Annotated in this window: 19 protein-coding genes, 1 tRNA gene and 1 pseudogene; 12 read left to right on the plus strand and 9 right to left on the minus strand. The window is 66.2% G+C overall.

Going from position 1 to position 26,710, the window contains the following annotated elements; genetic code table 11:
• Positions 1-131, minus strand: a pseudogene (locus tag I6F37_RS00005) (invasion associated locus B family protein); the annotation flags it as partial.
• Positions 132-389: 258 nt separating this feature from the next.
• On the opposite strand from I6F37_RS00005, the gene I6F37_RS00010 reads away from it, so the two are divergent.
• The 3 genes from I6F37_RS00010 to I6F37_RS00020 all read left to right on the plus strand — a co-directional run bounded on the left by I6F37_RS00010 (position 390) and on the right by I6F37_RS00020 (position 5,064).
• Entirely contained in the window at positions 390-2,246 is a 1,857-nt protein-coding gene (locus tag I6F37_RS00010) for an extracellular solute-binding protein (protein WP_225150573.1), read from the plus strand.
• Between the two features lie 4 nt (positions 2,247-2,250).
• Positions 2,251-3,753 (plus strand): class I adenylate-forming enzyme family protein, encoded by a 1,503-nt coding sequence (locus I6F37_RS00015; RefSeq protein WP_109143701.1) that lies wholly within the window; start codon positions 2,251-2,253, stop codon positions 3,751-3,753.
• An 87-nt stretch (positions 3,754-3,840) separates the two neighbouring features.
• Positions 3,841-5,064, plus strand: a complete 1,224-nt coding sequence (locus tag I6F37_RS00020) for a hypothetical protein (protein ID WP_036012502.1) — start codon at positions 3,841-3,843, stop codon at positions 5,062-5,064.
• Positions 5,065-5,194: 130 nt separating this feature from the next.
• Here I6F37_RS00020 and mfd read toward each other — a convergent pair whose 3' ends face one another.
• Positions 5,195-8,713 (minus strand): transcription-repair coupling factor, encoded by a 3,519-nt coding sequence (gene mfd, locus I6F37_RS00025; protein WP_225125313.1) that lies wholly within the window; start codon positions 8,711-8,713, stop codon positions 5,195-5,197.
• Positions 8,710-9,000, minus strand: a complete 291-nt coding sequence (locus I6F37_RS00030; protein ID WP_036012510.1) for a succinate dehydrogenase assembly factor 2 — start codon at positions 8,998-9,000, stop codon at positions 8,710-8,712. The genes mfd and I6F37_RS00030 overlap by 4 nt, the downstream gene beginning before the upstream one ends.
• A gap of 253 nt (positions 9,001-9,253) precedes the next feature.
• Between I6F37_RS00030 and recG the strand changes: the two genes are divergently transcribed.
• Positions 9,254-11,362: an ATP-dependent DNA helicase RecG gene (gene recG, locus I6F37_RS00035; protein WP_036012511.1), complete on the plus strand. Its 2,109-nt coding sequence runs from the start codon at positions 9,254-9,256 to the stop codon at positions 11,360-11,362.
• Between the two features lie 148 nt (positions 11,363-11,510).
• Here recG and I6F37_RS00040 read toward each other — a convergent pair whose 3' ends face one another.
• From I6F37_RS00040 to glmS, 3 genes are all read right to left on the minus strand, one after another.
• A complete protein-coding gene (locus I6F37_RS00040) occupies positions 11,511-12,368 on the minus strand; it encodes an NAD(P)-dependent oxidoreductase (RefSeq protein ID WP_036012514.1) in 858 nt (285 codons plus the stop codon).
• 103 nt (positions 12,369-12,471) lie between these two features.
• The gene (locus I6F37_RS00045; RefSeq protein WP_036012517.1) at positions 12,472-13,242 is read right to left on the minus strand and encodes a DUF502 domain-containing protein; all 771 of its coding nucleotides are present in this window, start codon (positions 13,240-13,242) and stop codon (positions 12,472-12,474) included.
• 83 nt (positions 13,243-13,325) lie between these two features.
• Positions 13,326-15,152: a glutamine--fructose-6-phosphate transaminase (isomerizing) gene (gene glmS / locus I6F37_RS00050; RefSeq protein WP_225149973.1), complete on the minus strand. Its 1,827-nt coding sequence runs from the start codon at positions 15,150-15,152 to the stop codon at positions 13,326-13,328.
• Between the two features lie 221 nt (positions 15,153-15,373).
• Between glmS and I6F37_RS00055 the strand changes: the two genes are divergently transcribed.
• Positions 15,374-15,592 carry a hypothetical protein gene (locus I6F37_RS00055; protein WP_036012532.1) on the plus strand — a complete coding sequence of 73 codons (219 nt, stop codon included), beginning with the start codon at positions 15,374-15,376 and terminating at the stop codon, positions 15,590-15,592.
• A 6-nt stretch (positions 15,593-15,598) separates the two neighbouring features.
• Here I6F37_RS00055 and glmU read toward each other — a convergent pair whose 3' ends face one another.
• Positions 15,599-16,954: a bifunctional UDP-N-acetylglucosamine diphosphorylase/glucosamine-1-phosphate N-acetyltransferase GlmU gene (gene glmU / locus I6F37_RS00060; RefSeq protein WP_225149974.1), complete on the minus strand. Its 1,356-nt coding sequence runs from the start codon at positions 16,952-16,954 to the stop codon at positions 15,599-15,601.
• A gap of 174 nt (positions 16,955-17,128) precedes the next feature.
• Between glmU and I6F37_RS00065 the strand changes: the two genes are divergently transcribed.
• From I6F37_RS00065 to I6F37_RS00075, 3 genes are all read left to right on the plus strand, one after another.
• The gene (locus I6F37_RS00065) at positions 17,129-18,508 is read left to right on the plus strand and encodes a hypothetical protein (RefSeq protein WP_225149976.1); all 1,380 of its coding nucleotides are present in this window, start codon (positions 17,129-17,131) and stop codon (positions 18,506-18,508) included.
• Between the two features lie 133 nt (positions 18,509-18,641).
• Complete coding sequence (locus tag I6F37_RS00070) at positions 18,642-19,082, plus strand: MgtC/SapB family protein (protein ID WP_036012541.1); 441 nt, start codon at positions 18,642-18,644, stop codon at positions 19,080-19,082.
• Positions 19,083-19,199: 117 nt separating this feature from the next.
• Positions 19,200-19,355, plus strand: a complete 156-nt coding sequence (locus I6F37_RS00075) for a hypothetical protein (RefSeq protein ID WP_172783746.1) — start codon at positions 19,200-19,202, stop codon at positions 19,353-19,355.
• A 33-nt stretch (positions 19,356-19,388) separates the two neighbouring features.
• On the opposite strand, the gene I6F37_RS00080 is transcribed toward I6F37_RS00075, so the two are convergent.
• Positions 19,389-19,535 (minus strand): hypothetical protein, encoded by a 147-nt coding sequence (locus tag I6F37_RS00080; protein ID WP_156447140.1) that lies wholly within the window; start codon positions 19,533-19,535, stop codon positions 19,389-19,391.
• 141 nt (positions 19,536-19,676) lie between these two features.
• Here I6F37_RS00080 and I6F37_RS00085 point away from each other — a divergent pair, with 141 nt between their 5' ends.
• Positions 19,677-20,057 (plus strand): hypothetical protein, encoded by a 381-nt coding sequence (locus tag I6F37_RS00085; RefSeq protein ID WP_036012544.1) that lies wholly within the window; start codon positions 19,677-19,679, stop codon positions 20,055-20,057.
• Here the strand turns inward: I6F37_RS00085 and I6F37_RS00090 are convergent.
• Positions 20,017-21,576, minus strand: coding sequence for a beta-1,6-glucan synthase (locus I6F37_RS00090; protein ID WP_036012546.1), 1,560 nt, complete (start codon positions 21,574-21,576; stop codon positions 20,017-20,019). The two genes, I6F37_RS00085 and I6F37_RS00090, sit on opposite strands and share 41 nt — an antisense overlap.
• A 327-nt stretch (positions 21,577-21,903) precedes the next feature.
• Between I6F37_RS00090 and I6F37_RS00095 the strand changes: the two genes are divergently transcribed.
• The 3 genes from I6F37_RS00095 to I6F37_RS00105 all read left to right on the plus strand — a co-directional run bounded on the left by I6F37_RS00095 (position 21,904) and on the right by I6F37_RS00105 (position 25,777).
• A complete protein-coding gene (locus tag I6F37_RS00095) occupies positions 21,904-22,491 on the plus strand; it encodes a hypothetical protein (RefSeq protein WP_036012549.1) in 588 nt (195 codons plus the stop codon).
• A gap of 231 nt (positions 22,492-22,722) precedes the next feature.
• Entirely contained in the window at positions 22,723-25,386 is a 2,664-nt protein-coding gene (locus I6F37_RS00100) for a glycosyltransferase (RefSeq protein ID WP_036012552.1), read from the plus strand.
• A gap of 315 nt (positions 25,387-25,701) precedes the next feature.
• Positions 25,702-25,777, plus strand: a tRNA-Lys gene (locus I6F37_RS00105).
• Positions 25,778-26,710 lie beyond the last annotated feature (933 nt).

Here is a 26,710-nt window from a genome sequence, read left to right on the forward strand (position 1 = left end):
GCGGGGGCGCCGGGGGCCGGCGCAGGGGTCTGGGCCTCGGCGGCAAACGGAACGGCCAACGCCGTCGCCGTCAACAGGGCGAGAAGTCGCCCGCGCGGCCGGACGGACGCGGCCAAGTAACGGAAATTCATTGCGGAAAACCCTTTCTGAACGGGAAGTGCCCGAACCGCTCCGAAGCGCCGAACCTGGCCGCCTTGGGCGCGGCTCTCTCCCCGTCAATTGAGGCGGATAAGTGACGGGCTCGACGCTCTTGCGCGATTGGGTGCCTTCTTAACGTGGCCGACGAAAAGATCAATGCCGACAAGCGTCTTTGGCCGGTCTGGCGCGAAAGCCCCATCAAATTCCCTGTGATAAGATTCGCCCGACGGTCCTCGAATCACCTTGTGCCGATGTTCATGTTCCAGCGCCTCTTCGAGGGCCCCGGCCTCCGCCCCTATACGCTTGCCCTTGCACTTGCCCTTGCGCTTGCCGGGATGCTGTCGGCAGGCACCGCCGCGGCCGAGGAGGCCCACGCGATCGCCATGCACGGCAAGCCGGCGATGCCCGCCGACTTCAGCCACATGCCCTACGCCGACCCCGATGCCCCCAAGGGCGGCCGTCTGACCTGGGGCATTCTCGGCACCTTCGACAGCCTCAATCCCTTCATCGTGAGGGGATTGGCGGTGCAGCCGGTCCGCAACTACGTGGTCGAGAGCCTGCTGGCGCGCGGGCAGGACGAGCCGTTCACGCTTTACGGCCTGCTCGCCAGGACCGTAGAAACCAATGACGAGCGAAGCTTCGTCACCTTCCGTCTCGATCCTCGCGCCCGCTTCTCCGACGGCAAGCCGGTCACGGCCGAGGACGTGCTGTTCTCCTGGCAGCTGCTACGCGACCACGGCCGCCCCAATCACCGGCAGTACTACGGCAAGGTCGCCAAGGCCGAAGCGCTCGATCCCCTCACCGTCCGATTCGACCTGACAGGCGCCAACGACCGCGAGCTGCCGCTGATTCTCGGCCTGATGCCGATCCTGCCGAAGCACGCCATCGACTTCGCGACCTTCGAGGAGACGACGCTGACCGCGCCGATTGGCTCAGGCCCCTATCGCGTCACCGCGGTGAAGCCCGGCGCCAGCGTGACACTCACGCGCAATCCCGATTATTGGGGCCGCAACCTCGCCATCAATCGCGGGCTCTACAATTTCGACGAGATCCGGCTCGACTATTTTCGCGAGGCCAACGGGCAGTTCGAGGCGTTCAAGCGCGGCCTCTACGATTTCCGCGTCGAGCACGAGCCGCTGCGCTGGCACGACGGCTATGACTTTCCGGCAGCCAAAAGCGGCGAGGTGATCCGCGACACCGTCAAGCCCGGCCTGCCGCAGCCGTCCGAATTCCTGGTGTTCAACACCCGCCGTCCTGTCTTCGCCGACATCCGCGTGCGGCAGGCTCTGACGCTGCTGCTCGATTTCGAGCTGGTGAACCGCAGCTATTTCTTCGGGCTCTATTCGCGCGTGGCCGGCTATTTCGCCGGCTCGGAGCTGTCGGCCTATGGCAGGCCTGCGGATGCGCGCGAGCGCGAGCTGCTCAAGCCGTTCGCCGCACGAATTCCGCCCGACATCCTGGACGGCAGCTACCGCCTGCCGGTCACTGACGGATCAGGCCGCGACCGCACCACGCTGCGCGCCGCGCTGAAGCTGCTGTCGCAGGCCGGCTACGATCTCGACGGCACCGTGCTGCGCAATCGCGCGACCAAGAGCCCCTTCACCTTCGAGATCATGGTCACGACGCGCGACCAGGAGCGCATCGCGCTCGCCTTCCAGCGCGACCTCAGACGCGCCGGCATCGAGGCCAGCGTGCGCTCGGTCGATCCCGTGCAATTCGACCAGCGCCGGCTCGCCTACGAGTTCGACATGATCCAGAACCGCTGGGACCAGTCGCTGTCGCCCGGCAACGAGCAGTACTTCTATTGGGGCAGTGCGGCGGCGGACAATCCGGGCACCCGCAACTACATGGGCGCGAGGGATCCCGCCGTCGATGCCATGATCGCCGCCCTGCTCGAGGCCCGTGAACATACGGATTTCGTTTCGGCGGTGCGCGCGCTCGACCGCGCCCTGATCGCGGGCTTCTACACAATCCCGCTGTTTAACGTATCGGAGCAATGGATCGCGCGCTGGAATCGGATAGAACGGCCCAAGACCACCTCGCTCTCGGGCTATTTGCCGGAGACCTGGTGGTCGAAGGGGCAGCCGCAAGCTCATCAAGCGAAGTGACGCCGTGAACCAGCCAGCAATATCGCCGACGCTCGACACACTGTTTCAGCGCACGCTGATGCGGCAGCCCCACGCGACCGCCCTGCTCGATCCGCTCAACAAGGCACGCATCACCGGGCACCGGCCGCGGCGGATGACCTATACCGAGGCCGATACCGCCATCGAGGCGCTGTCGGCGCATTTCGTCGAATCCGGCCTGCCCGCCAATTCCGTGATCGCGATCCAGTTGCCCAACACGGTCGAGTTCGTGCTGACCGTGCTCGCCGCCCATCGCGCCGGCCTCGTCGTCGCCGTGCTGCCGCTGCTCTGGCGCCATGCGGAACTGACCGCAGCGCTGAACCGCACCGCCGCGCGCGCCATCGTTACCATGAGCACGGTCGACGGCGTCAGCTATGCCGATCTCGCCATGCACGCCGCGGCCGAGGCGTTCTCGATCCGGCACGTCTACGGCTTCGGAAGCGACCTGCCCGAAGGCATGGCTTCGCTCGACGACGTCCTGGCGCGCCCGCCCGGCACCACGCGCGCCGTGATCCAGGACGGCCGCAAGGCGGCCATGATCTCCTTCGACGTCACGGCGGAGGGCTTCCGTCCGGTGCCGCGGCCGCATTTCAGCCTGATCGCGGGCGGCCTTGCGATGTCGCTCGAAGCCGACATCAAGCAGGGCGCGACCGTGATGGCGGCGTTCACGCCGATGTCGTTCGCAGGGCTCGCCTCCTCGCTCGCGGTGTGGCTGCTCTCGGGCGGCACGATGGCGCTGCATCATCCGTTCGAGAACGATGTGCTGGAGCAGCAGATCAACGAGCACGAATGCGAGGTGCTGATCGCGCCGGCGCAGCTCGCGCTGCGGCTCGGCGATGCCGACCTCGCGGCGCGGATGCCGACTTTGCGCAACGTCATCGGCCTGTGGCGCGCGCCCGAGCAGGTCGCGGCGAGCGATGCCTGGATTGCGCCGCATGCGCCGCTGACCGACGTCTACCTGTTCGGCGAGGCCGGATTGTTCGGCGCCCGCCGCGGCGAGGACGGCATGCCGGTGCCGGTGATGCCGGGGCCGCACGGCGCTCCGCGCGAGCAGTCCGGCTCCTCCATCGCCGGCGAGATCCTGCTGACGCCGAAGGGCACGCTTGGCCTGCGCGGCGCGATGGTGCCGATCGCGGCCTACGCCCCGCCGCAGCCGGTCGGCGAGACGCTGACGGCGCAGCCGCCGCGCGACTATGTCGACACCGGCTATGCCGCGCGGCTCGATCGCCCGAGCGGCGCGATCTGCATCACAGCGCCGCCCTCCGGCATCATGGCGGTCGGCGGCTATCGCTTCCTCTCAAACGACCTGCAGGAATGGGCGCGCCGGCTCGGCCAGGGCGCGCTGCTCACGGCGCTGCCCGACCGCCTCTCCGGCCACCGGCTCGCCGGGCGCGCCCAGGACAATGCCCGCGCCCGCGAGGCGCTCAGCGAGCTCGGGCTTAACCCCCTGATGGTCGAGGCTTTTCGCGACCGCTCCGGGCCTGTCTAGGCGCGGTTTCAGCGCCTGCGTTGACGCAGCATTAAGGCGGCCAAACTAGATTGCGGCGGCAAATTGTTGCGCGATCAGAGTTTTTACATGTCCCAGGCGGGCCCGATCCTGTTTGTGTCCGATGCCGAACGCCCCGCCTTCGTGGCGGCGCTGGACGAGGCCCGGCTCTTTCCCGTCGTCGACACCGACTGGACCAGCGCGCCGCGCGCGGTCGAAGAGGTGCAGCCGGCCGCGGTTCTCGCTGCGGTCCATGCCGGACACGAGCCGCATGTGACGCGGCTCGCAAAGACGATCACCGCTCAATCGCCTTACCTGCCCTTCGTGGCCCTGGATGCGGCGGGCACGCTGCCGCACAACGCCCTGCCCTTCTCCTCGCGCGGCGGCAATCCCGACCGGCTGATCGCGCGGCTCCGGGCGGCGCTGCGCGTGCGGACATTGCACGCAACGGTTCTGCGCCGGCTGCCCGAAGTGAAAATCGCGCTGCCGCAGGGCGATCCCGCACGCGATGCCACCGTGCTCCTGATCGGCCGCGGCGCGGCTTACCCTGCGCTCTCCGTCGCGTTCGGCGAACGCGTCGGCGTGGTCGGTGCGCTCTCGATCGAGGCTGCCGCGAAACACCTCAACACCCGCGATCTCGACGGCGTCGTGCTCGCCGAAGGCTTTACCGCGCGCGTGACCGATGCGTTTCTGACCGTGCTCGCCGAGGACACTCGCTTCCGCAGCCTGCCCGTGGTCGTCACCGCCCACCAGCTCACCCAGAGCTACGACCTGCCCAATCTCGAGCTGATCACCGGCGAGCCGCCGAGGATCGCGGCCAACGCGCTGCCCTTGATCCGCCAGCACGCCATGGAAGCGCAGCTGAGCCGCACGCTGCGCTCGATCGATGCCGGCGGCTGGCTCGATCCGCGCAGCGGCCTGCTCACGGTGGAAGCCTTCGCCCGCGATTTCGCCAAGGCGGTCGAGCAGACGCTCGCCCGCGGCGGCGGCCTCTCGGTCGCCCGCTTCGCCTTCGATCCCAACAATCCCCGCGCCCAGCTCGACGCCGCCCGCATCCTCAGCCGCCTGATGCGGCAGATGGATTTTGGCGCCGCGCAGAAGGACGGCTCGGTCATCGTCGTGTTCGCCGAGACCGACTTCCGCACCGCGCATATGATCGCGCGCCGCCTGTCGGCGGTGATGCGGCACACCTCCAACGGCAAGCACGAGATGCGCAGCGATCCCGTGGTCAGCGTGGACTCGCTGTCGCCGTCGGATACGGCACGCTCGCTGCTGGCGCGCCTGTCGGCGGAGGCATCGAGGGCGGCGTCGTAGTTTTTCGCGAGCTGCAGCAACAACCACCGTCATTGCGAGCGCGCGAAGCAATCCAGAATCCCTCCGCGGAAAGACTCTGGATTGCTTCGTCGCAAGGGCTCCTCGCAATGACGCGGTGAGGCCGGTGCCTCTACGCCGCCTTCTTGCTCTCGGCGAGCTGCGCCAGCTGCCGCATGATCTCCGTCGTGCCCGCGAGCCGCTCCTCCGGCGTTTCCCAGTCCTGCAGGAACACAACCTTCATGTCGGGCCGCACCTTGGCGGCCTGGCCGTAGCTGCGGATGAAGCTCACGAGGCGCTCGGGATGGGCGAAGGAATTGTCGCGGAAGACGATGACGGCGCCCTTCGGGCCGGCGTCGATCTTCTCGACATTGGCCCGGCGGCAGAACGCCTTGATCGCGGCGACCTTGAACAGATAGCGCACCTCGTCCGGCAGCACGCCGAAGCGGTCGCGCATCTCGGCGCCGAAATTCTCGATCTCCTCCTCGGTGTCGAGATCGGCCAGGCGCCGGTACAGCGACAGCCGCACCGAGAGGTCGCTGACATAGTCCTCCGGAATCAGCACGGGCATGCCGATGGTGATCTGCGGCGACCAGCGGTCGGCGGCGGGCTCGGAGACGCCGGCCTTGAGGTTGACGATCGCCTCCTCCAGCATCGACTGATAGAGCTCGAAGCCGACCTCCTTGATGTGGCCGGACTGCTCCTCGCCGAGCAAATTGCCGGCGCCGCGGATGTCGAGGTCGTGGGAGGCGAGCTGGAAGCCGGCGCCCAGCGTCTCCAGCGACTGCAGCACGGTGAGCCGGCGCTCGGCCTGCGCCGTGATCTTCTGCTGCGCCGGCAGCGTGAACAGCGCATAGGCCCGCAGCTTGGAGCGGCCGACGCGGCCGCGCAGCTGGTAGAGCTGGGCAAGGCCGAACATATCGGCGCGATGCACGATCAACGTGTTGGCGTTGGGGATGTCGAGGCCGGACTCGACTATGGTGGTCGACAACAGAACGTCGAACTTGCCGTCGTAGAACGCGGTCATGATGTCCTCGATCACGGCCGGCGGCATCTGGCCATGCGCGACCGCGACCTTCATCTCGGGCACGTTCTTGTCGAGGAAGTCCTTGACCTCGGCGAGATCGTCGATGCGCGGCACCACGTAGAACGCCTGGCCGCCACGATAGCGCTCGCGCAGGAGCGCTTCGCGGATCATCAGGGGATCGTGCGGGGCGACGAAGGTTCGCACCGCGAGACGGTCGACCGGGGGCGATGCGATGATCGAGAGCTCGCGGACGCCGGTCAGTGCCAATTGGAGCGTGCGCGGGATCGGGGTCGCCGACAGCGTCAGCACGTGCACCTCGGCGCGCAGCGCCTTCAACCGCTCCTTGTGGCTGACGCCGAAATGCTGCTCCTCGTCGACGATGAGCAGGCCAAGGTCGCGGAATTTGATCGCCTTGCCGAGCAACGCGTGGGTGCCGACGACGATGTCGACCGAGCCGTCGGCGATACCCTTCTTGACCTCGTTGAGCTGCTTGGTCGGGATCAGGCGCGAGGCCTGCGCGACATTGACCGGGAAGCCTTTGAAGCGCTCGCTGAAGGTCCGGTAGTGCTGACGCGCCAACAGCGTGGTCGGCACCACGACCGCGACCTGCTTGCCGTCGAGCGCCACGGCGAAGGCGGCGCGCAGCGCCACCTCGGTCTTGCCGAAGCCGACGTCGCCGCAGATCAGGCGATCCATCGGGCGGCCCTTTTCGAGATCCTTCAGCGTGGACTCGATCGCGCCCAGCTGGTCCTCGGTCTCGTCATAGGGGAAGCGTGCGCAGAACTCGTCGTAGACGCCCTGCTGCACCGGCAGCTTCGGCGCTTCGTGCAGCATGCGTTCGGCCGCGATCTTGATCAGCTCGCCCGCGATCTCGCGGATGCGGTTCTTCAGTTTTGCTTTTCGGGTCTGCCAGCCCGAGCCACCAAGGCGGTCGAGCTCGACCGTGGTTTGATCAGAGCCGTAACGCGATAAGAGCTCGATGTTCTCGACCGGCAGGAACAGCTTGGTCTCGGCGGCATAATGCAGCTCGAGGCAGTCATGCGGCGCGCCGGCGACGTCCAGCGTCTGCAGGCCGATGAACCGGCCGATGCCGTGATCGACGTGGACGACGATGTCGCCGGCGGTGAGGCTCGTCACCTCCGAGATGAAATTGTCGAGCTTGCGACTGGCCTTGCGCGGCCGCACCAGGCGGTCGCCGAGGATATCCTGCTCGCTGATGACGGCGATCTCGTCGGTCTCGAAGCCGCTTTCGAGGCCGAGCACGGCGAGCATGGTCTCGTTGCGCGGCGTCGCCTGCACCGTCCGCCATGAGTTGACGCTGGTAGCGTGGGCGAGCTTGTGGTCGCGCAGCATCGACGTCATGCGGTCGCGCGAGCCCTCCGTCCACAGCGCGATCACGACCTTCTTGCGCTGCGCCTGCAACGCCATGACGTGGCTGACGACCGACTCGAACACGTTGACATTGCTGTCGTTGCGCTCCGGCGCGAAGTCGCGGCCCTTGCGCGCACCCGCATCGACTATGCCAATGCCGTCGGTCGGCACCGAGAACGGCGTCAGCCGCGCCAGCGGGATCGCGCCGAGGCGCTTGCTCCATTCCTCCTCGGTCAGATACAGCCGGTCGGGCGGCAGCGGCTTGTAGATCGCGCCGCCGCCGGGATGCTCCATCGCCTCGCGCCGGGCCTCGTAATAGTCGAGGATCTGCTTGAAGCGCTCGCGCACGGCGTCCTCGGCCTGCGGCTCGATCGCGATTGCCGCGCCTTGCAGATAATCGAACAGCGTGTCCATCCGGTCCTGGAACAGCGGCAGCCAGTGCTCCATGCCGGGATGGCGGCGGCCTTCGCTGACCGCCTCGTACAGCGCATCGTCGCGCTCGGGCGCGCCGAACTCGGCGACATAGCCCATGCGGAAACGGCGGATGGTGTCGGTGACGAGCTGAAACTCGGAGACCGGCACGAGGTCGAGCGAGCGCATGTCGAGCAGCGTGCGCTGGGTCTCCGCGTCGAAGGAGCGGATGGATTCCAGGCTGTCCCCAAAGAAGTCGAACCGCACCGGCTGCTCGAGGCCGGCCGGAAACAGATCCAAAATGCCGCCGCGCACGGCATATTCGCCGGGCTCGCGCACGGTGGAGGAACGGTTGTAGCCGTTGTGCTCGAGCCAGGCGACAACGGTGTCCATCGGCACGACGTTGCCCGGCGCGACCGACAGCGCCTGCGCCGCGACCAGCTCGCGCGCGGGCACGCGCTGCACCACCGCGTTCACCGTGGTCAGCACGATCAGCGGCTTGTCGCTGCCGGTGAGCGAGGCCAGCCGCGCCAGAGTGGTCAGGCGCTGGGCGAGAACGCCGCCATGCGGCGAGACGCGGTCATAGGGTTGGCAGTCCCAGGCCGGGAAGGTCAGCACCGGCAGATCGGGCGCGAAGAACCTAAGTGCGCGTTCGAGCGACTGCATGCGCCCGCCGTCGCGGCAGACGACCGCAAGGCTGACCGCCGGCATTTTCGGCCGCGCCGCGATGGCGCGCGCGAGATCGGAGACGACGAGGCCTTCGGCACCTTCCGCGACATTGGCGAGCGTCAGCGCGCGGCCGGGCGCGAGCAGCTCGGCCGGAGATTTCATTCCCTGCTTCATGCGTTGCCGTCCGCGATCGGAAACGCCTTGATGCGGGCAAACAGCGCGCCGGCGACGTCGGCCGGCAGCACCTTGTCGCCGGTGATGGCGGCATAGAGATCGGGATCGTTGACCTCGAGCAAGGTCTCGAGCTGGCTCAGTTCGTCATCGGACAGATTGCCGATCTCGGCATCCGCGAAGCGGCCGAGGATCAGGTCCATCTCGCGCGTGCCGCGGTGCCAGCAGCGGAACAGAAGCCGCTTGCGGCGGTCATCCAGCCCGCTGCTCGATCGTGTCGTTCCCGTCATGTCTCAAATCCAGTCAAACGCAGAAAGCCCGGACGTGCCGGGCGGGGGTGATATAGCCACTCGGACCCCCGGTGTCAGCCCTTTGTTGCGGGAGGTCGTCCCTCCAATCCGTCATGGCCGGGCATAGCCGTCTGAAGGACGGCGTCGCTTCCGCTCGCCTATGTCCCGGCCATCCACGTCGCGCGGAAAAAAAGCCGTGGATGCCCGGCATAAAGCCGGGCATGACGGCGAGGAACGATCTTAGATTCCCCGAATGCGCCCCAGCCTGCTCAATCCGCTGTTTGCTCCCGTGACCAGCCTGCCCGGCGTCGGTCCGAAGCAGGACAAGCTGTTGCAGTACCTGCTCAGCCGCAGCGAGACGCCGCGGCTGGTCGATCTGCTCTTGCATCTGCCGAGCCAGGTGATCGACCGCCGGGCCCGGCCGAAGATCCGCGACGCGGCCGTTGGAACCATGGTGACGCTGGAGGTCACGGTCGATCGTCACCGCCCGCCGCCGCCGCGCAATTCGCGCGCGCCGTATCTGGTCTACGCCAGCGACGATACCGGCGACGTGGTGCTGACCTTCTTCCGCGCCAAGCCGGGCTTTGTCGAAAAGCTCTTGCCGGTCGGCGAGAAGCGCTTCGTCTCCGGCACGCTGCAAATGTACGACGGCATCCCGCAGATCGTGCATCCCGATCGCGTGCTCGACGAGGAGGCGATCTCGAAGCTGTCGGGGATCGACCCGGTCTATCCGCTGACGGAAGGGCTCGCGCTCGGCTCGCTCCGCCGCGCGATCGCGCAGGCGCTGCAAAAGCTTCCCGCGCTGCCGGAATGGATCAGCCCGGAGGTGCTGCGCCGATGTGACTTCCCGCCGATCGCGGAGGCGCTCAATCGCGTGCACCAGCCGGTCGAGCTGACCGACATCTTGCCCGACCGGCCGTTCTGGTCGCGCCTCGCCTTCGACGAGCTCTTGGCCGGCCAGCTCGCGCTCGCCCTGATCCGCGCGCAGCTGCGCCGTCCTGCGGGCGTGCGCAATGCCGGCGACGGGCATCTGCGCAACAAGATCATCGATGCCCTTCCTTACGCGCTCACACCGTCACAGCGCAACGCTGCGGCGGCGATTGCCGAAGACCTCAAGCAGCCGCTGCGCATGCTGCGCCTGCTGCAAGGTGACGTCGGCTCCGGCAAGACCGTGGTGGCGCTGCTCGCGGCCGCCGCGGTCGCCGAGGTCGGCAAGCAGGCCGCGTTGATGGCCCCGACCGAGATCCTGGCGCGCCAGCACATCAAGACCATCGCTCCGCTCGCCGAGCGCGCGGGATTGCGGGTCGCGATCCTCACCGGCCGCGAGAAGGGCAAGGAGCGGCGCGAGATCATCACTGAGCTCGCCGAGGGCGGGATCGACCTGCTCGTCGGCACCCATGCGCTGATCCAGGACGATGTCGCGTTCAGGGATCTCGCGCTCGCCATCGTCGACGAGCAGCACCGTTTCGGCGTGCGCGAGCGCCTCGCGCTGACGTCCAAGGGCGAGGCTGTCGACGTGCTGGTGCTGAGCGCAACGCCGATCCCGCGCACGCTGGTGCTGACCTATTTCGGCGATATGGACATCTCCGAGCTGCGCGAAAAGCCGGCCGGCCGCCAGCCCATCGATACCCGCGCCGTGCCGATGAGCCGCATCGGCGAGGTCATGGAAGGCGTCGGCCGTGCGCTCGAAGCCGGCAAGCTGGTCTACTGGATCTGCCCGCTGGTCGAGGAGTCCGAGGCTGAGGGCACCGAGCATCTCACCAACGCCACCAAGCGTTTCGAGACCCTGCAAAAGCGCTTCGGCGATCGCGTCGGCCTCGTCCACGGCCAGATGAAGGGCACCGAGAAGGACCGCGTCATGGCCCAGTTCGCCGCGCACGACATCGGCCTCCTGGTCGCCACCACCGTGATCGAGGTCGGCGTCGACGTCCCGGCCGCCACCATCATGGTGATCGAGAACGCCGAGCGTTTCGGTCTTGCCCAGCTCCACCAGCTGCGCGGCCGCATCGGACGCGGCTCGGAGGCCTCGACCTGCATCCTGCTCTATGGCGAGCCGCTCGGCGAGATGTCGAAGGCGCGGCTGAAAGTGATCCGCGAGACCACCGACGGCTTCCGCATCGCCGAGGAGGACCTGAAGCTGCGCGGCGAAGGCGACGTGTTGGGCGTGCGCCAGAGCGGCCTGCCCGGCTACCGCATCGCGCGTCCGGAGGTGCACGGCCAGCTGATCGCCCAGGCCAGAGACGAGGCGCTGCGGATCCTTAAAGATGATCCCAAGCTGAAGAGCGAGCGCGGCGAGGCGCTGCGCTGCCTACTGTATCTGTACGAACGAGACGAAGCGATCCCGTTGATCGGAGCGGGTTAGCCGTTGGACGCAGTGTCTCCACCGCGTCATTGCGAGCGCAGCGAAGCAATCCAGAATCTTTCCTCGGAGGGACTCTGGATTGCTTCGCTGCGCTCGCAATGACGCATGGAGAGACTTCGACTTTCAAATCCGGGGCCGAGGCTGCTGATCAGGCCTTCTTCCGCGCGATGCTCGCCGCGAAGGTCTTCATCAACGCGGCATCCACAGCCTCCCCCTTCGCATCCTCCGCCAGATGCTCGAACCACCGCGCAAAGCCCTCGTAGATCTGGCTGGCCGGATGATCGGGCCCGAGGAATCCTGAAATCTCCCGCATCTCGGCGACCCAGCGATAGGCCTTCGGGATCATGTCGGGCAGCGCGACTTCGAGCCGCGCCAAGATGCCGGGCTGGCTCAGCGCGAGCTCGTCGCGCAGTGCATCGGCCGCGCCCGCCTTCGTGGCTGCGACCACCATCGCCGATCCGATGCCGGCGAGGCCCTTGACGATGCCGGCATAGGACATTTTCAACGCCGAGGCCGCGCCGACCGGGCCTTCGACGATCCGCACGTCGAGGCCGAGATCCCCAAGCACGGCAACGTCCTTGGCATGCTCGCCCGACATGTAGAAGGCCGGGCTCTTGCCACCTGGCTGCGGCGGAAAGCCGATGATGCCGGCATCGACGAACGGCGCCTGCGCCGACCCGATGATCTCCTCAATTCTTTGCACGGTATCGACATTGACGGCGTTGCAATCGACCACGACCGGCTTCTTCTCGCGCCTGACGATCAGCGCGGCCAGCCGTTCGGCCAGCGCGACGGCTTCGCCCGGCGGCACGATCGAGAGGATGATGTCGGCGTCCGCGATCGCATCGTCCTCGGCGCCGACCATTCCGGCGTCCGCGGCGCGTTTGCGCGTCGCCTCGCTCCGCCCCTTGAGCGACGTCAGCACGCGCGCACCGTTCTCGCTGAGGCGGCGGGCCACGGCGCTGCCCATCGCGCCGGGGGCGAGGATCGCAATGGTTTTGGACATCGTGCACTCCAGGTCGAATTCCGAGCGGCAGGTTCGGTCGACCTGAGCCTAGCAGAGGACGAATGCGCCCGCGTGAACGCGACCATCCCGCAACGGAATGGCCCTACTCCGCCTTCGCAGGCTCGGGCCGGAGCGTGGAGGCATTGGCAATCCGCGCAGCATTCGCCATGCCCGCAAGCGCGGCCGCCTTCTTCGGATCGGGCGACGAGCCCGGCTGCACCACGCCGGCCGACATGATCAGCGTCGCGGCGTCCTCGGCGGTGAGATCGACCTCGATGATCTTGCTTTTGGGGACATAGAAGAAGAAGCCCGTGGTCGGGTTCGGCGAGCACGGCAGGAACACCGACACGTGCTCCTCCTGCCCCGGCAGGCTGCGCGAGATGTCCTCGTTCGGCGACTGCGAGATCAGCACGATCGACCACATGCCCGGCGAAGGAAACTCGACAAGGCCCACTTTCCGGAAGCTCGAGCCCTTGCCCGAGAACAGCGTCTCGAACACCTGCTTCAGGCCGCGATAGATCGCGCGCACCGCCGGGATCCGGCCGAGAAAGGTCTCGCCGACATCGACCAGCGTGCGGCCGATCAGATTGGCCGCGAGGAAGCCGACCAGCGTCAGCGTGAAGAATGCGACAATCAGTCCCCAGCCGGGAATGACGTAGGGAAGATAGGTTTCCGGCCGGTAGGCCAGCGGCACGAACGGCCGCACCACGCCGTCGACCCAGGTAACGAACCACCAGACCAGATAGAGGGTGATCGCAATCGGCCCCGTCACCACGAGGCCGGTCAGGAAATAATTGCGGAAACGGCCCATCAGGCCGGTATGCGGTTCCGGAACGGGATCAAGAGGCGCAGGCGCGTCGTCGCGGGGGGTCATTCGGGTTCCAGGTCGGTCGCTACCACAAGCTAGGGTCTTCTAGCAGGTTTTGGAAGAGAGCGGCCGATCGATATCCAGATTGCCTATTCCACGGTCACCGATTTTGCGAGGTTGCGCGGCTGGTCGACGTCGGTCCCCATCACGACGGCCGTGTGATAGGCGAGCAGCTGCACCGGGACAGCATAGACCATCGGCGTGAAGGCTGCTGCCATATCGGGCATGACGATGGTGACGAGGGACTCGACCGTCGCCTCCGCCGCGCCCTTGGCATCGGTCATCAGAATGATGTTGCCGCCGCGCGCGGCGACCTCCTGCATGTTGGAGACGGTCTTCTCGAACACGCGGTCGTGGGGTGCGATGACGACGACCGGCATGGTCTCGTCGATCAGCGCGATGGGGCCGTGCTTGAGCTCGCCGGCGGCATAGCCCTCGGCGTGGATGTAGGAGATCTCCTTCAGCTTGAGCGCGCCTTCGAGCGCCAGCGGGAAGCTGGTGCCGCGGCCGAGATAGAGCACGTCGCGCGACTTGGCGATCCGGTGCGCCAGCTTCTCGATCTGGAGCTCGCTCGTGAGCGCATCGGCCATCAGGCGCGGAACCTCGACGAGCCCGTGGACCAGCTTGGTCTCGTCCTCGTCCGACAATTCGCCGCGCGCCTTGCCGGCCGCGATCGCAAGGTTTGCCAGCACCATGAGCTGGCAGGTGAACGCCTTGGTCGAGGCGACGCCGATCTCGGGTCCCGCCAGCGTCTGCAGCACCGTCTCGCTCTCGCGCGCGATCGTCGAGGTCGGCACGTTGACGACCGCGATCGTGTGCACGCCCTCGGCCTTGGCATAGCGCAGCGCCGCCAGCGTGTCGGCGGTCTCGCCCGACTGCGAGATGAAGATGGCGAGGTCGCCCTTGCGCAAGGGGGCCTCGCGGTAGCGGAATTCGGAGGCGACGTCGACCTCGACCGGCAGGCGCGCAAAGCGCTCGAACCAGTATTTGGCGACGAACCCGGCATAGCTCGCTGTGCCGCAAGCGGTGATGTTGATGCGCTGGATGTTCTTGAAATCGAACGGCAGCTTGACCGGTAGCGCGACGCGCTCGGTCGCCATATCGACGTAGCGCGCCAGCGTGTGGCCGACCACCTCGGGCTGCTCATGGATCTCCTTGGCCATGAAGTGACGGTAATTGGCCTTGTCGACCAGCGAGGTCGAGGCGGCGTGCCTGATCTTCTCGCGCTGGACGGCATGGCCGTCCTTGTCGAAGATCGCGGCGCTCTTGCGGGTCAGCACCGCCCAGTCGCCGTCCTCGAGATAGCTGATCGTGTCGGTGAACGGGCCGAGCGCGATGGCGTCCGAGCCGAGATACATCTCGCCGTCGCCGTAGCCGATCGCCAGCGGCGGGCCGTTGCGGGCGCCGATCATGAGGTCGTTGTCGCCGGCGAAGATGAAGCCGAGCGCGAAGGCGCCGCGCAGGCGCGCCAGCGTCAGCTTCACCGCTTCCACGGGCTTATTGCCGCGCGTGAGCAAATCGTCGACGAGATGCAGCACGATCTCGGTGTCGGTCTCGGTGTGGAACACCGTGCCCTTCTTTTCGAGCTCCTCGCGCAGCTCGCGGAAATTCTCGATGATGCCGTTGTGGACCACGGCGACGCGCTCGGTCGCGTGCGGGTGGGCGTTGTTGACGGTCGGCTTGCCGTGGGTGGCCCAGCGCGTGTGACCGATGCCGGTGGTACCCTTGAGCGGCTCGGCCTCCAGCCGCTTCTCCAGATTCTTCAGCTTTCCCTCGGCGCGGCGGCGCTCCAGGTGCTTGCCTTCGAGCGTGGCCACGCCCGCGGAATCGTAGCCGCGATATTCGAGGCGTTTGAGCGAATCCACCAATTGCTCTGCAACCGGCTCGCGCCCGAGAATGCCGACAATCCCGCACATGCGGATCACTATCCCCCAAATCGTCGAAAAATCGCCTAAACGACACGCCCGGTTTTTAGCGAAAATCGCAGGGAACCAGATACTCAATAATTATTGCTGATTGAGACAGCACGGGCCCGCGACCGCTGCGTCGTCTGCGTCGAATTGGCCGGCCTTAAACCGCGCTAGTTAACTCATTGTCAATACATTTGGCCAACGATTCCGGTCAGGAGAACCAGGCCATGAAAGGCTCATCCGACCGCAAGGGTCTGTCGTCGATGTATCTGCGCGCCAGCGAGACCACGGGCACGCACCTTGCGCATTGGCCGCCGCCGCTGCGCGGCAAAGAGAACAAGCCCCTCTTCATCAAGCATCCCGAAGGCGAGCCGGTGAAGCGCGCCAAGCCGCGCGGCTGGCGCCTGACCCGCGCGATCTTCTCCGAATTCGCCGACGAAGAATAGCGCCGCTCACGTCTCCGGCTTCTTGCCGCCGGTCTTCATCTCGCGATAGCGCGCCGCGCCGCCTTCCCGGATGGTCTGCGGGCTCCGCTCCAGCGCCATCGCGTCGTCGGGTACGTCCTTCGTGATCACCGAGCCCGAGCCGATATAGGCACCATTGCCGATCGTCACCGGGGCGACCAGCGAGGAGTTGGTGCCGACGAAGGCGCCCTTTCCGATCACCGTCTTGTGCTTCTTGAAGCCATCGTAGTTGCAGGTGATGGTGCCGGCGCCGATGTTGGAATTGGCGCCGACGGTGGCGTCGCCGATATAGGAGAGATGGTTGACCTTGACGCCGGCCTCCAGCGTCGCCGCCTTGGTCTCCACGAAATTGCCGATGCGCGCGCCGTCGCCGAGCGAGGTGCCGGGACGCAGCCGCGCATAGGGTCCGATCGAGACCTTCTTGCCGAGCGTCGTCTCGACGATGTGCGAGAACGAGTGGATCACCGCGCCGTCCGCGATCGACACGCCGGGGCCGATCACCACGAACGGCTCGATCGTCACGTCCTTGCCGAACACGGTGTCAGTGGACAGATACACCGTCTCCGGCGCGATCAGCGTGACGCCGGCCTCCATCGCCGCCTTGCGCAAACGCGCCTGCATTACGGCTTCGGCCTCGGCGAGCTGCGCCTTGGTGTTGATGCCGCGCACCTCGTCCTCGCTGGTTTCGATCACCACCGACTCCCATCCCTGCCTGCGGACGATTTCGACCGCATCCGTCAGATAATATTCGCCCTTGGAATTGGCATTGCCGATCTGCCCGAGAATGTCGAGCGCACGGCGACCGTCGATCGCCATCACGCCGGCATTGCACAGATCGATCTTGCGCTCGTCCGCGCTGGCATCGGCCTGCTCGCGGATCGCAACCAGGCGCTCGCCCTCGACGATGAAGCGGCCGTAGCCGGTCGGGTCGGCGGCGCGAAAGCCGAGCGCGGCAATGGCTGCGCCGCGGGCGAGCGGCGCGCGCAGCCGCGCAAAGGTCTCGGCCGAGATCAGCGGCGTGTCGCCGAACGCGATGAGGAGATCGTCGGCGCCGCTCGCGATCGCCTCGCGCGCCGCCAGCACCGCATGCGCGGTGCCGAGCCGCTCGGCCTGCACGAAGGTCAGCGCGTCGGGACGGATGCGCTTGGCTTCGTCGGCGACCGCCTGATGATCGGGACCGATCACGACCGCAAGCGAGGTGCCGGTTCCCTTGGGTGCGGCGGCGAGCACGTGCGCGAGCAGACTCCGGTGCGCGACCGGATGCAGCACCTTCGGCAGGCTCGATCGCATGCGCGTGCCTTCGCCGGCGGCGAGCACGATCGTGAGGCTGGAACGGGCGGTCATCGAAATCCTGATAGCTATGGCCGAATCAAATTGGCGCGGACGGGCGGCAACGCCCTCGGAAGCTATCGCCTTGCTACCCCCGCAAACGCCCGGAATTCAAGTGCGGCGCGCTTTTCCTGTTAATGTTCCCTGATTGATTCGGGGAAGCCGGACGGGGCTGGGCGCTTAACATTCATGGCAAAGGATTCCGACCCACTGGCGGACGCTTTCTCCACCAAGGAGACCGGCGGGCTGTTCTCCGGACTTTTGGCCGAGGAAAGCGCCTTCGACCGGCGCTTGATGTGGCGGCTGGGCTCGTGGGGCGTGGCGGCCGTCGGCGCCGTCGTCATTGCCGTGATGGCCAACCAGGCCCAGCTCGGCTGGCGGCGCGACCAGGTTGCGTCCGCCGATCTCGTGCGCCAGGCCGACCGGCTGCAGCTGCTGACCAAGGAGAGCCAGAACGAAGCGCGCCGGCTCGCCGCCGCGATCGAGACGCTGAACAGCGACCGCGACCGGCTGTATTCGCGAGTCACCGTGCTGGAGCAAGGGCTCGATTCCGTCACCGGCGCCATTGCCAAGCAAGCGGCCGCGCCGCCGCCGGGCGCGGAGCCGCAGGACGCAGCACCCGCGGCTCCCAATGTCGCGCCGGTTGCTTCGACGCCGACGGCGACGAGCGAGAAGCCGCGCAGCGAAGCCGCCAAGGATGCTCAGAAGGATTCGCCAAAGGATGCTCAGAAGGAAACGTTGAAGGAGCCGCCGAGCCCGCCGCCGCAGACCGCGGCCGCCGCCTCGCTCGTGCAACAGAATCCGGCCATGACTTCGGCGCTGCCGACCATTCCGCTGGTGCCCGCCAAGTCGCTCATGGCACCACCTGATCCGGCCGCATCGAAACTGATTCAACCTGAGACAGCCGAGCAGAAGGCCGAGCCGGCGCCCGCCGCAGCCGAAATCGTGGCGGCAGCAACCAAGCCGCCAGAGCCAGCCGAGAGCGAATCCCCTGCCATCGCCGTTCAGCAGACGCGCTTTGCGATCGATCTCGGCGGCGCCAACTCGATCGACGGCCTGCGCGCGCTCTGGCGCGGCGTGACCAAGTCCAACCCGGAGATCGCAGCGCTGCGGCCGATCATCATGATCAAGGAAGGCAACACCGGCCTCGGCATGCAGCTCCGCCTGGGCGCCGGCCCCCTGGTCAATGCCGCCGCCGCCGCAAAATTCTGCGCGGGTCTCGCCGAGAGCAATCGTCACTGCGAGACCACCGTGTTCGATGGCCAGCGCCTGTCGATGCGTGGCGGTCCGGACAAGGTACAAGACAAGACGCAAGAGAAGACTCAGGACAGAGTCCCGGACAAGGGTTCGGAGACGAGCCAGGACGCTGGCCCTCCAGCCGAAACGGCGCCTGTGTCGAGCGCGAAGCCTGAAAAGCCGCAACGCCGCCGCAGCTACTCCTCAAAACGCACCAAGCGCGACGAGCCCGCCCCCGCTCCCGCCGCGCAGCCGGCGCCAGCACCGGCGAAACCGGAGGCGGCAGCGTCGTCCGCGGGATCGACGCTGTCGTCGTTCTTCAGGCGACAATGACGCCTCGGTCCCGGCGCGCACGCAGCCAGCATGCGACCAACGGACGCTTGGACCTCGGCTGCGCTTGGCAGCAAGTTCGCAGGTCCATGTCCGACGTGCGCGAAGCGTCGCCCCTCCAGAAACGCGGGTCTTGATGAACGAACTGGATGATGTGCTGAGGCTACTCGTCGCGGCGGCTACGGGCCTCGTGATCGGCATCGACCGCGACATGAACGACAAGCCGGTGGGCATGCGCACCCTGGCGCTGGTGGCCTTGGGCTCTGCGCTGATCTCGATTTCCGTGATCGAGTTTCAGAATTTGCGCGACCACCCGGATGCAGTCTCGAGGGTGGTCCAAGGCATTGTTACCGGCGTGCTGAGCGGCGTCGGCTTCATCGGTGCGGGCGTCATCCTGCACGACGTCAAGGCCAAGACGGTTCATGGCCTCACTACGGCGGCGACTGTCTGGATCGCTGCCGGTCTTGGCATCGCCTGCGCGCTGGGCGCCTGGCTGCTGGTGGGCGCCGCCATCGCAGTCACGTTATTCGTGCTGTTCGCGCTCAGCTGGCTCGAACGTCGCCTGGGGTTGAAGTAAGTCTGGTAGTCGCACATGGCCGGTGAGCGGCTTCATGCCTCCGCCCAAGTACCAAATGATACGAACGAGACCAGCCTGACACGGCACACTCCGCACCGGACTTGATTCGGAGCGGAGATGACGGACGCGAACTTTCTGCGGGAGCAACTCGCGTTGATCCGCGAACTGGCCGACCGGGCCGATCCCCACATCAGGAAGCGACTGCTCGCCTTGGCGGAGAAATACGAGCGCCGGCTGGCGGAGCAGAGCCGGAACACGCAAGGTCGCAGCTGATCGTCCTTGATCGCCCTTGGCGCAGGCGATGACCTATTCCATGCGCGCCTTCTCCTTCAGATCGCGGATGCGCATCTCCGCCTCGTCCTTGGACTGGACGATGTCCGACCAATCCTCGACCCGCGCCTCCTTGCTCAGCCTCTTGAGCTCGCTCAGCTGCTCCTGCGTCGGCTTGTCCATGCCTCACTCCTAGGCGATGTTGGCAACACAATGTTGAGAACCAGCGGGAGGCTCGCGTGTTCCTGGAGAGTGCCCGGGCGGATCAACAGAAACCTCGGCTGCCCTGTTGCCTGGCCGCGCCTTCCCGACCATATTGCGGCCATGACAAAGAAGCCCTTCCGCCTCACGCCCTACCAGGTGCAGTTCCTGCTCGTGGTCGGATTCGTCACCGTCGGCTGCGCGCTCTACGTGCGCTATCTCGCGATCGAGTTTTCGCAGGTCGCGCTCGCCTGCGACGCCGGGCTTCAGACCCTGGTCTGCAAGTCGCGCTCGGTCTCGACCGTGCTGTTCAAGAATTCGGTGTTCGGCATCGTGGCGCTGGTGGTTGCGACGCTGAACCTGATGCGGCCGTCGATCGTGCTGCTGACCGTCGGCCTCATCGCCGCCGGCCTCGGCATCGTGCTCTACAATGTCGTGCTGTCGGGCCTTGCGATCGGCCTGCTTATTCTTGGCTTTGCTCGGCCCGCGCCCGCCACAGCGTGAGCGCGAACAACAGATAGATCGCGCAGGTCCACAGCGACTGCCAATTGTCGCGACCTTCGTTGAACAGCACGTACACGGCGGACAGCGCCAGCACCCCCGCGAACACCGCTTCGGCGATCGGACGCTGGCCGATCTGCGGCCGGTTCAGCATCAGAAGCGCAAACGGCACCACAGCCATCGTCAGCGCGGCGTAAGGAAAATCCTTGTAACGCGGATCGAACACGAAGCCGAGCGCGGTCGCGGAAGCGATCACCGCGGTCACCGCCAGCGTCAGGCCGAGCACCGCCGTAAGCTTCGACCATTTCCGGCCCTCGCGCGGGCCGAGCAGGTCGAGGAAGGTCGGCAGGCTGCGGCCGATCACCATCGCCTGCGCGCAGAAGATCGGCGACAGGATGCCGGCCAGCAGCAACGCGCCCCAGAGCAGCCAGCCGCCGATCCCGTAGCTCTCGTAGTACATCTTGTCGGCGCCGATCCCGAGCAGGATTCCGGCGGTCGTCGCCGAGATGCCGACGCCGAGCCAGGCCGGGAAACGCGGTGTCCACGGCCGGCGGCGCAGCGTGATCAACGCGACAGCGAACACCAGCACGGAAAGCCCCATGCCGGCGCCCATGTACCATTTCCAGTACGGGAAATTGCTGATCGGCTGTCCCGGCGGATATTTCAGGCTCCTGCGCACCGAGTCGTAGAGGCCCCAATAGCCGCCGACGGTGCCTTCCAGCCTGCGCTTCCAGGGCTGGTCGTAGGACTCGATGAGATTGACGCGGAACTTCTGCGCCTTCGCAAGGCCGAGGATTTCCGAGACGACGCGCGCCTGATTGGTGCGCGAGGGCAGTGCGCCGTCGCGCATGCGGCCCGCGCTCGGCCAGCCGGTTTCGCCGATCAGGATCTCCTTGCCGGGAAACGCCACCGCCATGCGCTCGCGGATCTGTTCGACATGGGCGGCAGCGAACTTCGCCCTGATCGGGAAATCCTCCCAATAGGGCAGGATATGAATCGTGACGAAGTCGACGGCGTCATACACCTCGCGGTTCTTCAGCCAATATTCCCACACATCGGCATAGGTCACGGGCACGCCGACCTGGGTCTTAACCAGGCGGATGAGAGCGACGAGGTCCGCCGTCGTCATCTCACCGCGCAGCAGCACCTCGTTGCCGACGATGACGGAGGTGATGACGTCAGGGAATTGCTTGATGAGGCGAATGGCGAGCCCGGCCTGCTCGTAGTTCTTGGTGCGGTTGCTCGAGAGCCAGATGCCCTGCAGCACCTTCATCCCGCCGACCTTGGCGGCGATCGCCGGCACCTGGTCGAGCCCGTTCTCCAGCGAATAGGTGCGGACGCAGTCGGTGATCTCCTTGAGCTGGCGCAGGTCCTGTTCGATCTGGTCGGCATCGATATGGGTCCATGCCTCCAGCGGCGACTGCTCGCCGCGGAACGGCGCGTAGGAGACGCATTGAACCTTGTCGGCGGGATCGATCGGGGCGCGCGCGAGCGTGATCGGCGTGGCAAGCCACCACCACACGGCAGCGATCGCACCCAGTGAGACGAGCAGAAGCGCCAGTGGCGTACGAAGAGAAATCGGTTCCGTCCTCCGCGAAGGGCCGTCGATTACCTTCTCGCACGCCGTCTGCCAAGGGGGCACGTCCGGTGGATCCCTTGCGCCCCCAAGGAATTTACCTGCGCCGGTTCACCGGGATCTAGGATCGTGACTTTGCTGGACAAAATTCGAAATACAGGTCATGGACTCCGAAAGACTTTTCCGCCGCATTGGAGACCCATTTGGACGCCATCAGCTAGCGCGTCCGCGGGGCTCCTGACGCGGACGGCCAGCGGATACATTGGGGAATTCATGCGGCAACGGGTGTTCGAGTCACGAAATGCGGTCCTGCGGCAGTTCGCCGCCACCTTGGCCGTCTCCTGCCTGCTCGTTCTGACCGGTGCTGGCGGCGCTTCCGCCCAGAGCGGTCCGCCGGGCCCCGAACAGGGCAAAGCGGCAGCCCAGCCCGCCGACGCCGCCAAGGACGCCGCCCAGAATCAGCGCCGCACCGACGAGTTCGCGGAAGCCGCCCAGGTCATCAACGGCCCGGCCGGCAATCCCGAATGCGTCTGGCTCGGCCGGCGCGTGGTGCGGCTGATGTGGCGGGACGACCTCGATACCGCATTCCGTCATCTCGACCTCTACGACCGTTTCGGCTGCCCCGGCGGCCACATCCAGGCCGCGTTCCGCTGCCTGACCCGTTTCGGCGGCCAGATCGACCCCAAGGTGGCCGAAACTCTGGATAGCCGCGTGCACGCGTGCTGGATCAACCCGGCCGCCCAGCCGCAGCAGGCCGCGGCCGCGGCCGCCCAGCCGGCAGCGCCGGCCGCCAATGCGCAGCCGCAGCCGGCCGCGAGCCCCTCGCCTGCGGCAAGCCCGTCCCCCACGCCGGCGAAATAGCCCAAGCCAAAATAGCTCCGGTCGTTTCAGCTGCCGTTCAGGAACGACCGGCCATAGAGACGGTTGGCACTGCCGCGCGTCGTTCGAAAAGGCCATGCCCTCATAAGGACATGAGGCCATGACAGTTGTGAAACCGCGCGGCAGAGATATGCTCCCTTTGCCGCGGACTTGGTCGGATCTCGGGGTCGGATCCGCTTCCCTGCCACCTCAGCCCCTATTGGTTTAGCCGCGATGCGCGTTGTCGCCGCCGTTCTGTTGCTCGTGTCTGCGCTCCACGCAGGCAGTTGGGGAGTCCTGCGCGACAGGGAACCTGCGCCGGACTTCAAGGGCCTGGTGCCGAGCCTGTCCTATACGCCGTTCGAACCGGGCCATGTCGTCGACCTCAAGGTCGACCCCGACAAGATTCGCGCGGACTTGAAGAAGCTCTCGACCCTCACGCGAGCGATCCGGTCCTACACCGCGACGGAAGGCAGCGAGCTGGTGCCGCCGATCGCGGCCGAGTTCGGCCTCAAGGTCACGGTCGGCGCGTGGATCGACAAGGACGAGGATCGCAACGAGCGGGAGATCAAGGCCGCCATCGAGCTCGCCCGCAAGAACAGCAACGTGATCGGCATCGTGGTCGGCAACGAGGTGATCTACCGCGGCGAGATGAAGGTCGAGGACCTCATCAGCAAGATCAAGAAGGTCAAGAGCGCGGTCCGTGTTCCCGTGACGACGGGCGAGATCTGGAACATCTGGCGCGATTTTCCGGACCTCGCCTCCAGCGTCGACTTCATCGCCGCGCACGTGCTGCCCTATTGGGAAAACTTCCGTTCGGATCAGGCCGTCGACCAGGCCGTGGACCGCTACGACCTCCTGCGCAATCAGTTCCCGGGCAAGCGCATCGTGATCGCCGAGTTCGGCTGGCCGAGCGCAGGCTATAATTTGCGCAACGCAGATCCAGGTCCGTTCCAGCAGGCGCTGACCTTGCGCAACTTCGTCACCCGCGCCGAAGCGCTCGGCATGGACTACAACATCGTCGAAGCCCTCGATCGGCCCTGGAAATTCTTCGAAGGCGGCGTCGGTCCGTATTGGGGCGTCCTCAATGCCAGCGGCGAGCCGAAATTCGCCTGGACCGGCCCGGTCGAGAACCCCGACTATTGGAAGCTGATGGGTATCGCGCTGCTGGTCGGCGTGCTGCTGTCGTTACCGATCCTGCGGATCGAGAAGGCGACCGCGAGGCAAGCCTTCCTGCTGTCGGCGACCGCCAACGGCGTCGGCGCCTGGGCCGCGACCGTATTCGCCTATTGGAACGGCCACTACTTCCTGTTCGGCTCCGCTTTCGCGCTGACGCTCGGCATGATCCTCCTTGTTCCGCTGGTCCTCATCGCGATGGCGCGCATCGACGAGATCGCCGCGGTTGCCTTCGGCCGGCCGCCGCAGCGCCTGATCGCCAAGAACAAGCCGGTCGAGAACGTGCCCGAGGATTACTGCCCCAAGGTCTCGATCCATATCCCCGCTTATTTCGAGCCCGTCGAGATGCTGAAGCAGACGCTGGATGCGCTGTCGCGGCTGAACTACCCGAACTACGAATGCGTGGTCATCATCAACAACACGCCGGATCCCGCCTTCTGGCAGCCGATCCAGGACCATTGCCGCGCGCTCGGTGAACGCTTCAAGTTCATCAACGCCGAGAAGGTGCAGGGCTTCAAGGCCGGCGCGCTCCGGATCGCGATGGACCGCACCGCGGCGGATGCCGAGATCATCGGCATTCTCGATGCCGACTATGTCGTCGAGCCCGATTGGCTGAAGGACCTCGTGCCTGCTTTTGCCGACCCGCGCGTCGGCCTCGTGCAGGCGCCGCAGGAGCACCGCGACGGCGATCTGTCGATCATGCACTACATCATGAACGGCGAATATGCCGGCTTCTTCGACATCGGCATGGTCCAGCGCAACGAGGCCAACGCCATCATCGTGCACGGCACGATGTGCCTGATCCGCCGCGCCGCGATGGACATGGCCGGCGGCTGGTCGAGCGACACGATCTGCGAGGACTCAGATCTCGGCCTTGCCATCCAAGAGCTCGGCTGGACCACCCACTACACCAACACCCGCTACGGCGCAGGCCTACTGCCGGACACCTATGAAGCCTTCAAGAAGCAGCGGCACCGCTGGGCCTATGGCGGCCTGCAGATCGTCAAGAAGCATTGGCGCCGCTTCCTGCCCGGCGCGAGCCGGCTGACGCCCGACCAGAAGCGCGAATATGGCCTCGGCTGGCTGAACTGGCTGGGCGCCGAAAGCCTCGGCGTGGTCGTGGCGCTGCTCAACCTCATCTGGGTGCCGATCGTCGCCTTCGCCGACATCGCCATTCCCGACAAGATCCTGACGCTGCCGATCATCGGCGCGTTCATCGTCTCGCTGGTGCACTTCCTGTCGATGTACCGCGCCCGCGTCGCCATCAAGCCCGGCCAGATGCTGGGCGCCATGATCGCGGCGATGAGCGTGCAATGGACGGTGTCGCGCGCGGTGGCGCAGGGCCTGATCACCGAGCACATCGCCTTCGCCCGCACCTCCAAAGGCGGCCTGTCCCGCATGTCGATCGAGTTCCAGGCGTTCTGGGAAGCCGTGATCGGCACCCTGCTCCTGGTCGGCGCCGGCGTGCTGATCGCCACCAACAGCTACAAGCAGATCACCGAGATCTACATCTTCGCCGGCGTTTTGGTGCTGCAGAGCCTGCCGTTCCTCGCCGCGGTCGCCATCGCCATCCTCGAGCTCAGCCGCATCAACTCGTTCCAGTTCTGGCGCGACAGCGCGATCCGCACCGCCGAGCTGATCGGCCTGCGCCCGGTCGCGCTGCCCCACCCGACCGGCACGCCGCAGCCGGTGCCGAGCGAGGTCCGGCGGGAGACGAACTGATCCTGCTCCACGCCGGTCTTCGGCCTCGTGCCTGGAATCACGCGGTCTCCGGCGTGGATGACCGGCCGCCAATCGAGATGAGAATTTTGGCCTAAGCGACGGATAGCCCAGGCAAATCCCCGCTCCTGCCGCGATCTTCGGCAACCACCCGCACTATTGACCTCCGCAGCCACTCCCCCTACACAGCGCGGGCCGAAGGCATGATCCGGAAACAGCCGGTTTTCCCCGCGACGCGATCTCTAGGCGAAGCGGCAAGACATGCCTCTCGAATGTCCGAACACGATGGCGATCTCTTCGAGCCATCAGCGGCCATGGGAGCGCGTAGCTCAGCCGGTAGAGCACGTGACTTTTAATCACGGGGTCCTGGGTTCGAGCCCCAGCGCGCTCACCAAGCTAAATCAAGCACCTAGAGCCAAAATTCAGCCCTTCGAGTTGAGGGGATTTTTGGGGCCTGCACACAGTGTGCACACTCGCCGGGTGCAGCCATGACCGCCATCGATGTTGTCGGCTGGGTTCTCTTGGCAGTGGTTATGGTGCTAACCCTAGGCTTTGCGAAGAAGCCGCCAACGTGAGCCGTGCCATTCACAGCGGGTTCATACGTGCTGAGGCACGCTGCGCCCCATGGAGATTCTCAGATGATCGTTTCCGTGCTCGCCGCAGCATTACTTATGGGCCCGCCCGTGCCGGGGCTGGTTCAGCCACCCATCCAGCAGGTCCAGTATGGTGTGCCAAGACACCCGCCTCCATGCGGCCACGGTTGGGACCTGAGCGCCCGAGACGGCATGTGTTATCCGAACGGAGCCCTCCCTCCTCAAGAACAGGCTGCGCGGCAGTACTATCATCGCGGCGGCGGAGGTTACGGTGGAGGCTACGGTAGACATCCCGTCCGATGCGGCCACGGCGCCGACGTCGATATTCGAGACGGTCGGTGCTACCCCAACGGCACGGTGCCGCCACAGTTTCAGCAGGGCCGGCAGGGATATTACGGTTATGGCGACTATTATCACCGCCCAAGGCGCCATTACTATTAAGCTATCAAAGGCCCGCCAGCGCGAACCGGCGGGCTCCTGTCACAAGCCTGTGGCATGTCCGTTGCACAGTCGAAGCCAACTGGGATTTCAGCGCTCAGTTTGAGAATGACACGCTGCCGGGACATGTATTTCGAGCCCGGCAGCGTTCGATTTCGAGACTCGTGAGACAACCGCTATGGCATGAGCAGAATCAAGCGCACGGGCACATTTCCGGAGCCTGCTGCTTCGCCTCCTCCGGATCATCGTCCTCAGCGTCGCTGTCGTCCTGCTCCATGTCGGTGAAATAGTCGCCT

The sequence above is a fragment of the Bradyrhizobium sp. NBAIM08 genome (assembly GCF_020193935.1).
Classification (GTDB): Bacteria; Pseudomonadota; Alphaproteobacteria; order Rhizobiales; family Xanthobacteraceae; genus Bradyrhizobium; species Bradyrhizobium yuanmingense.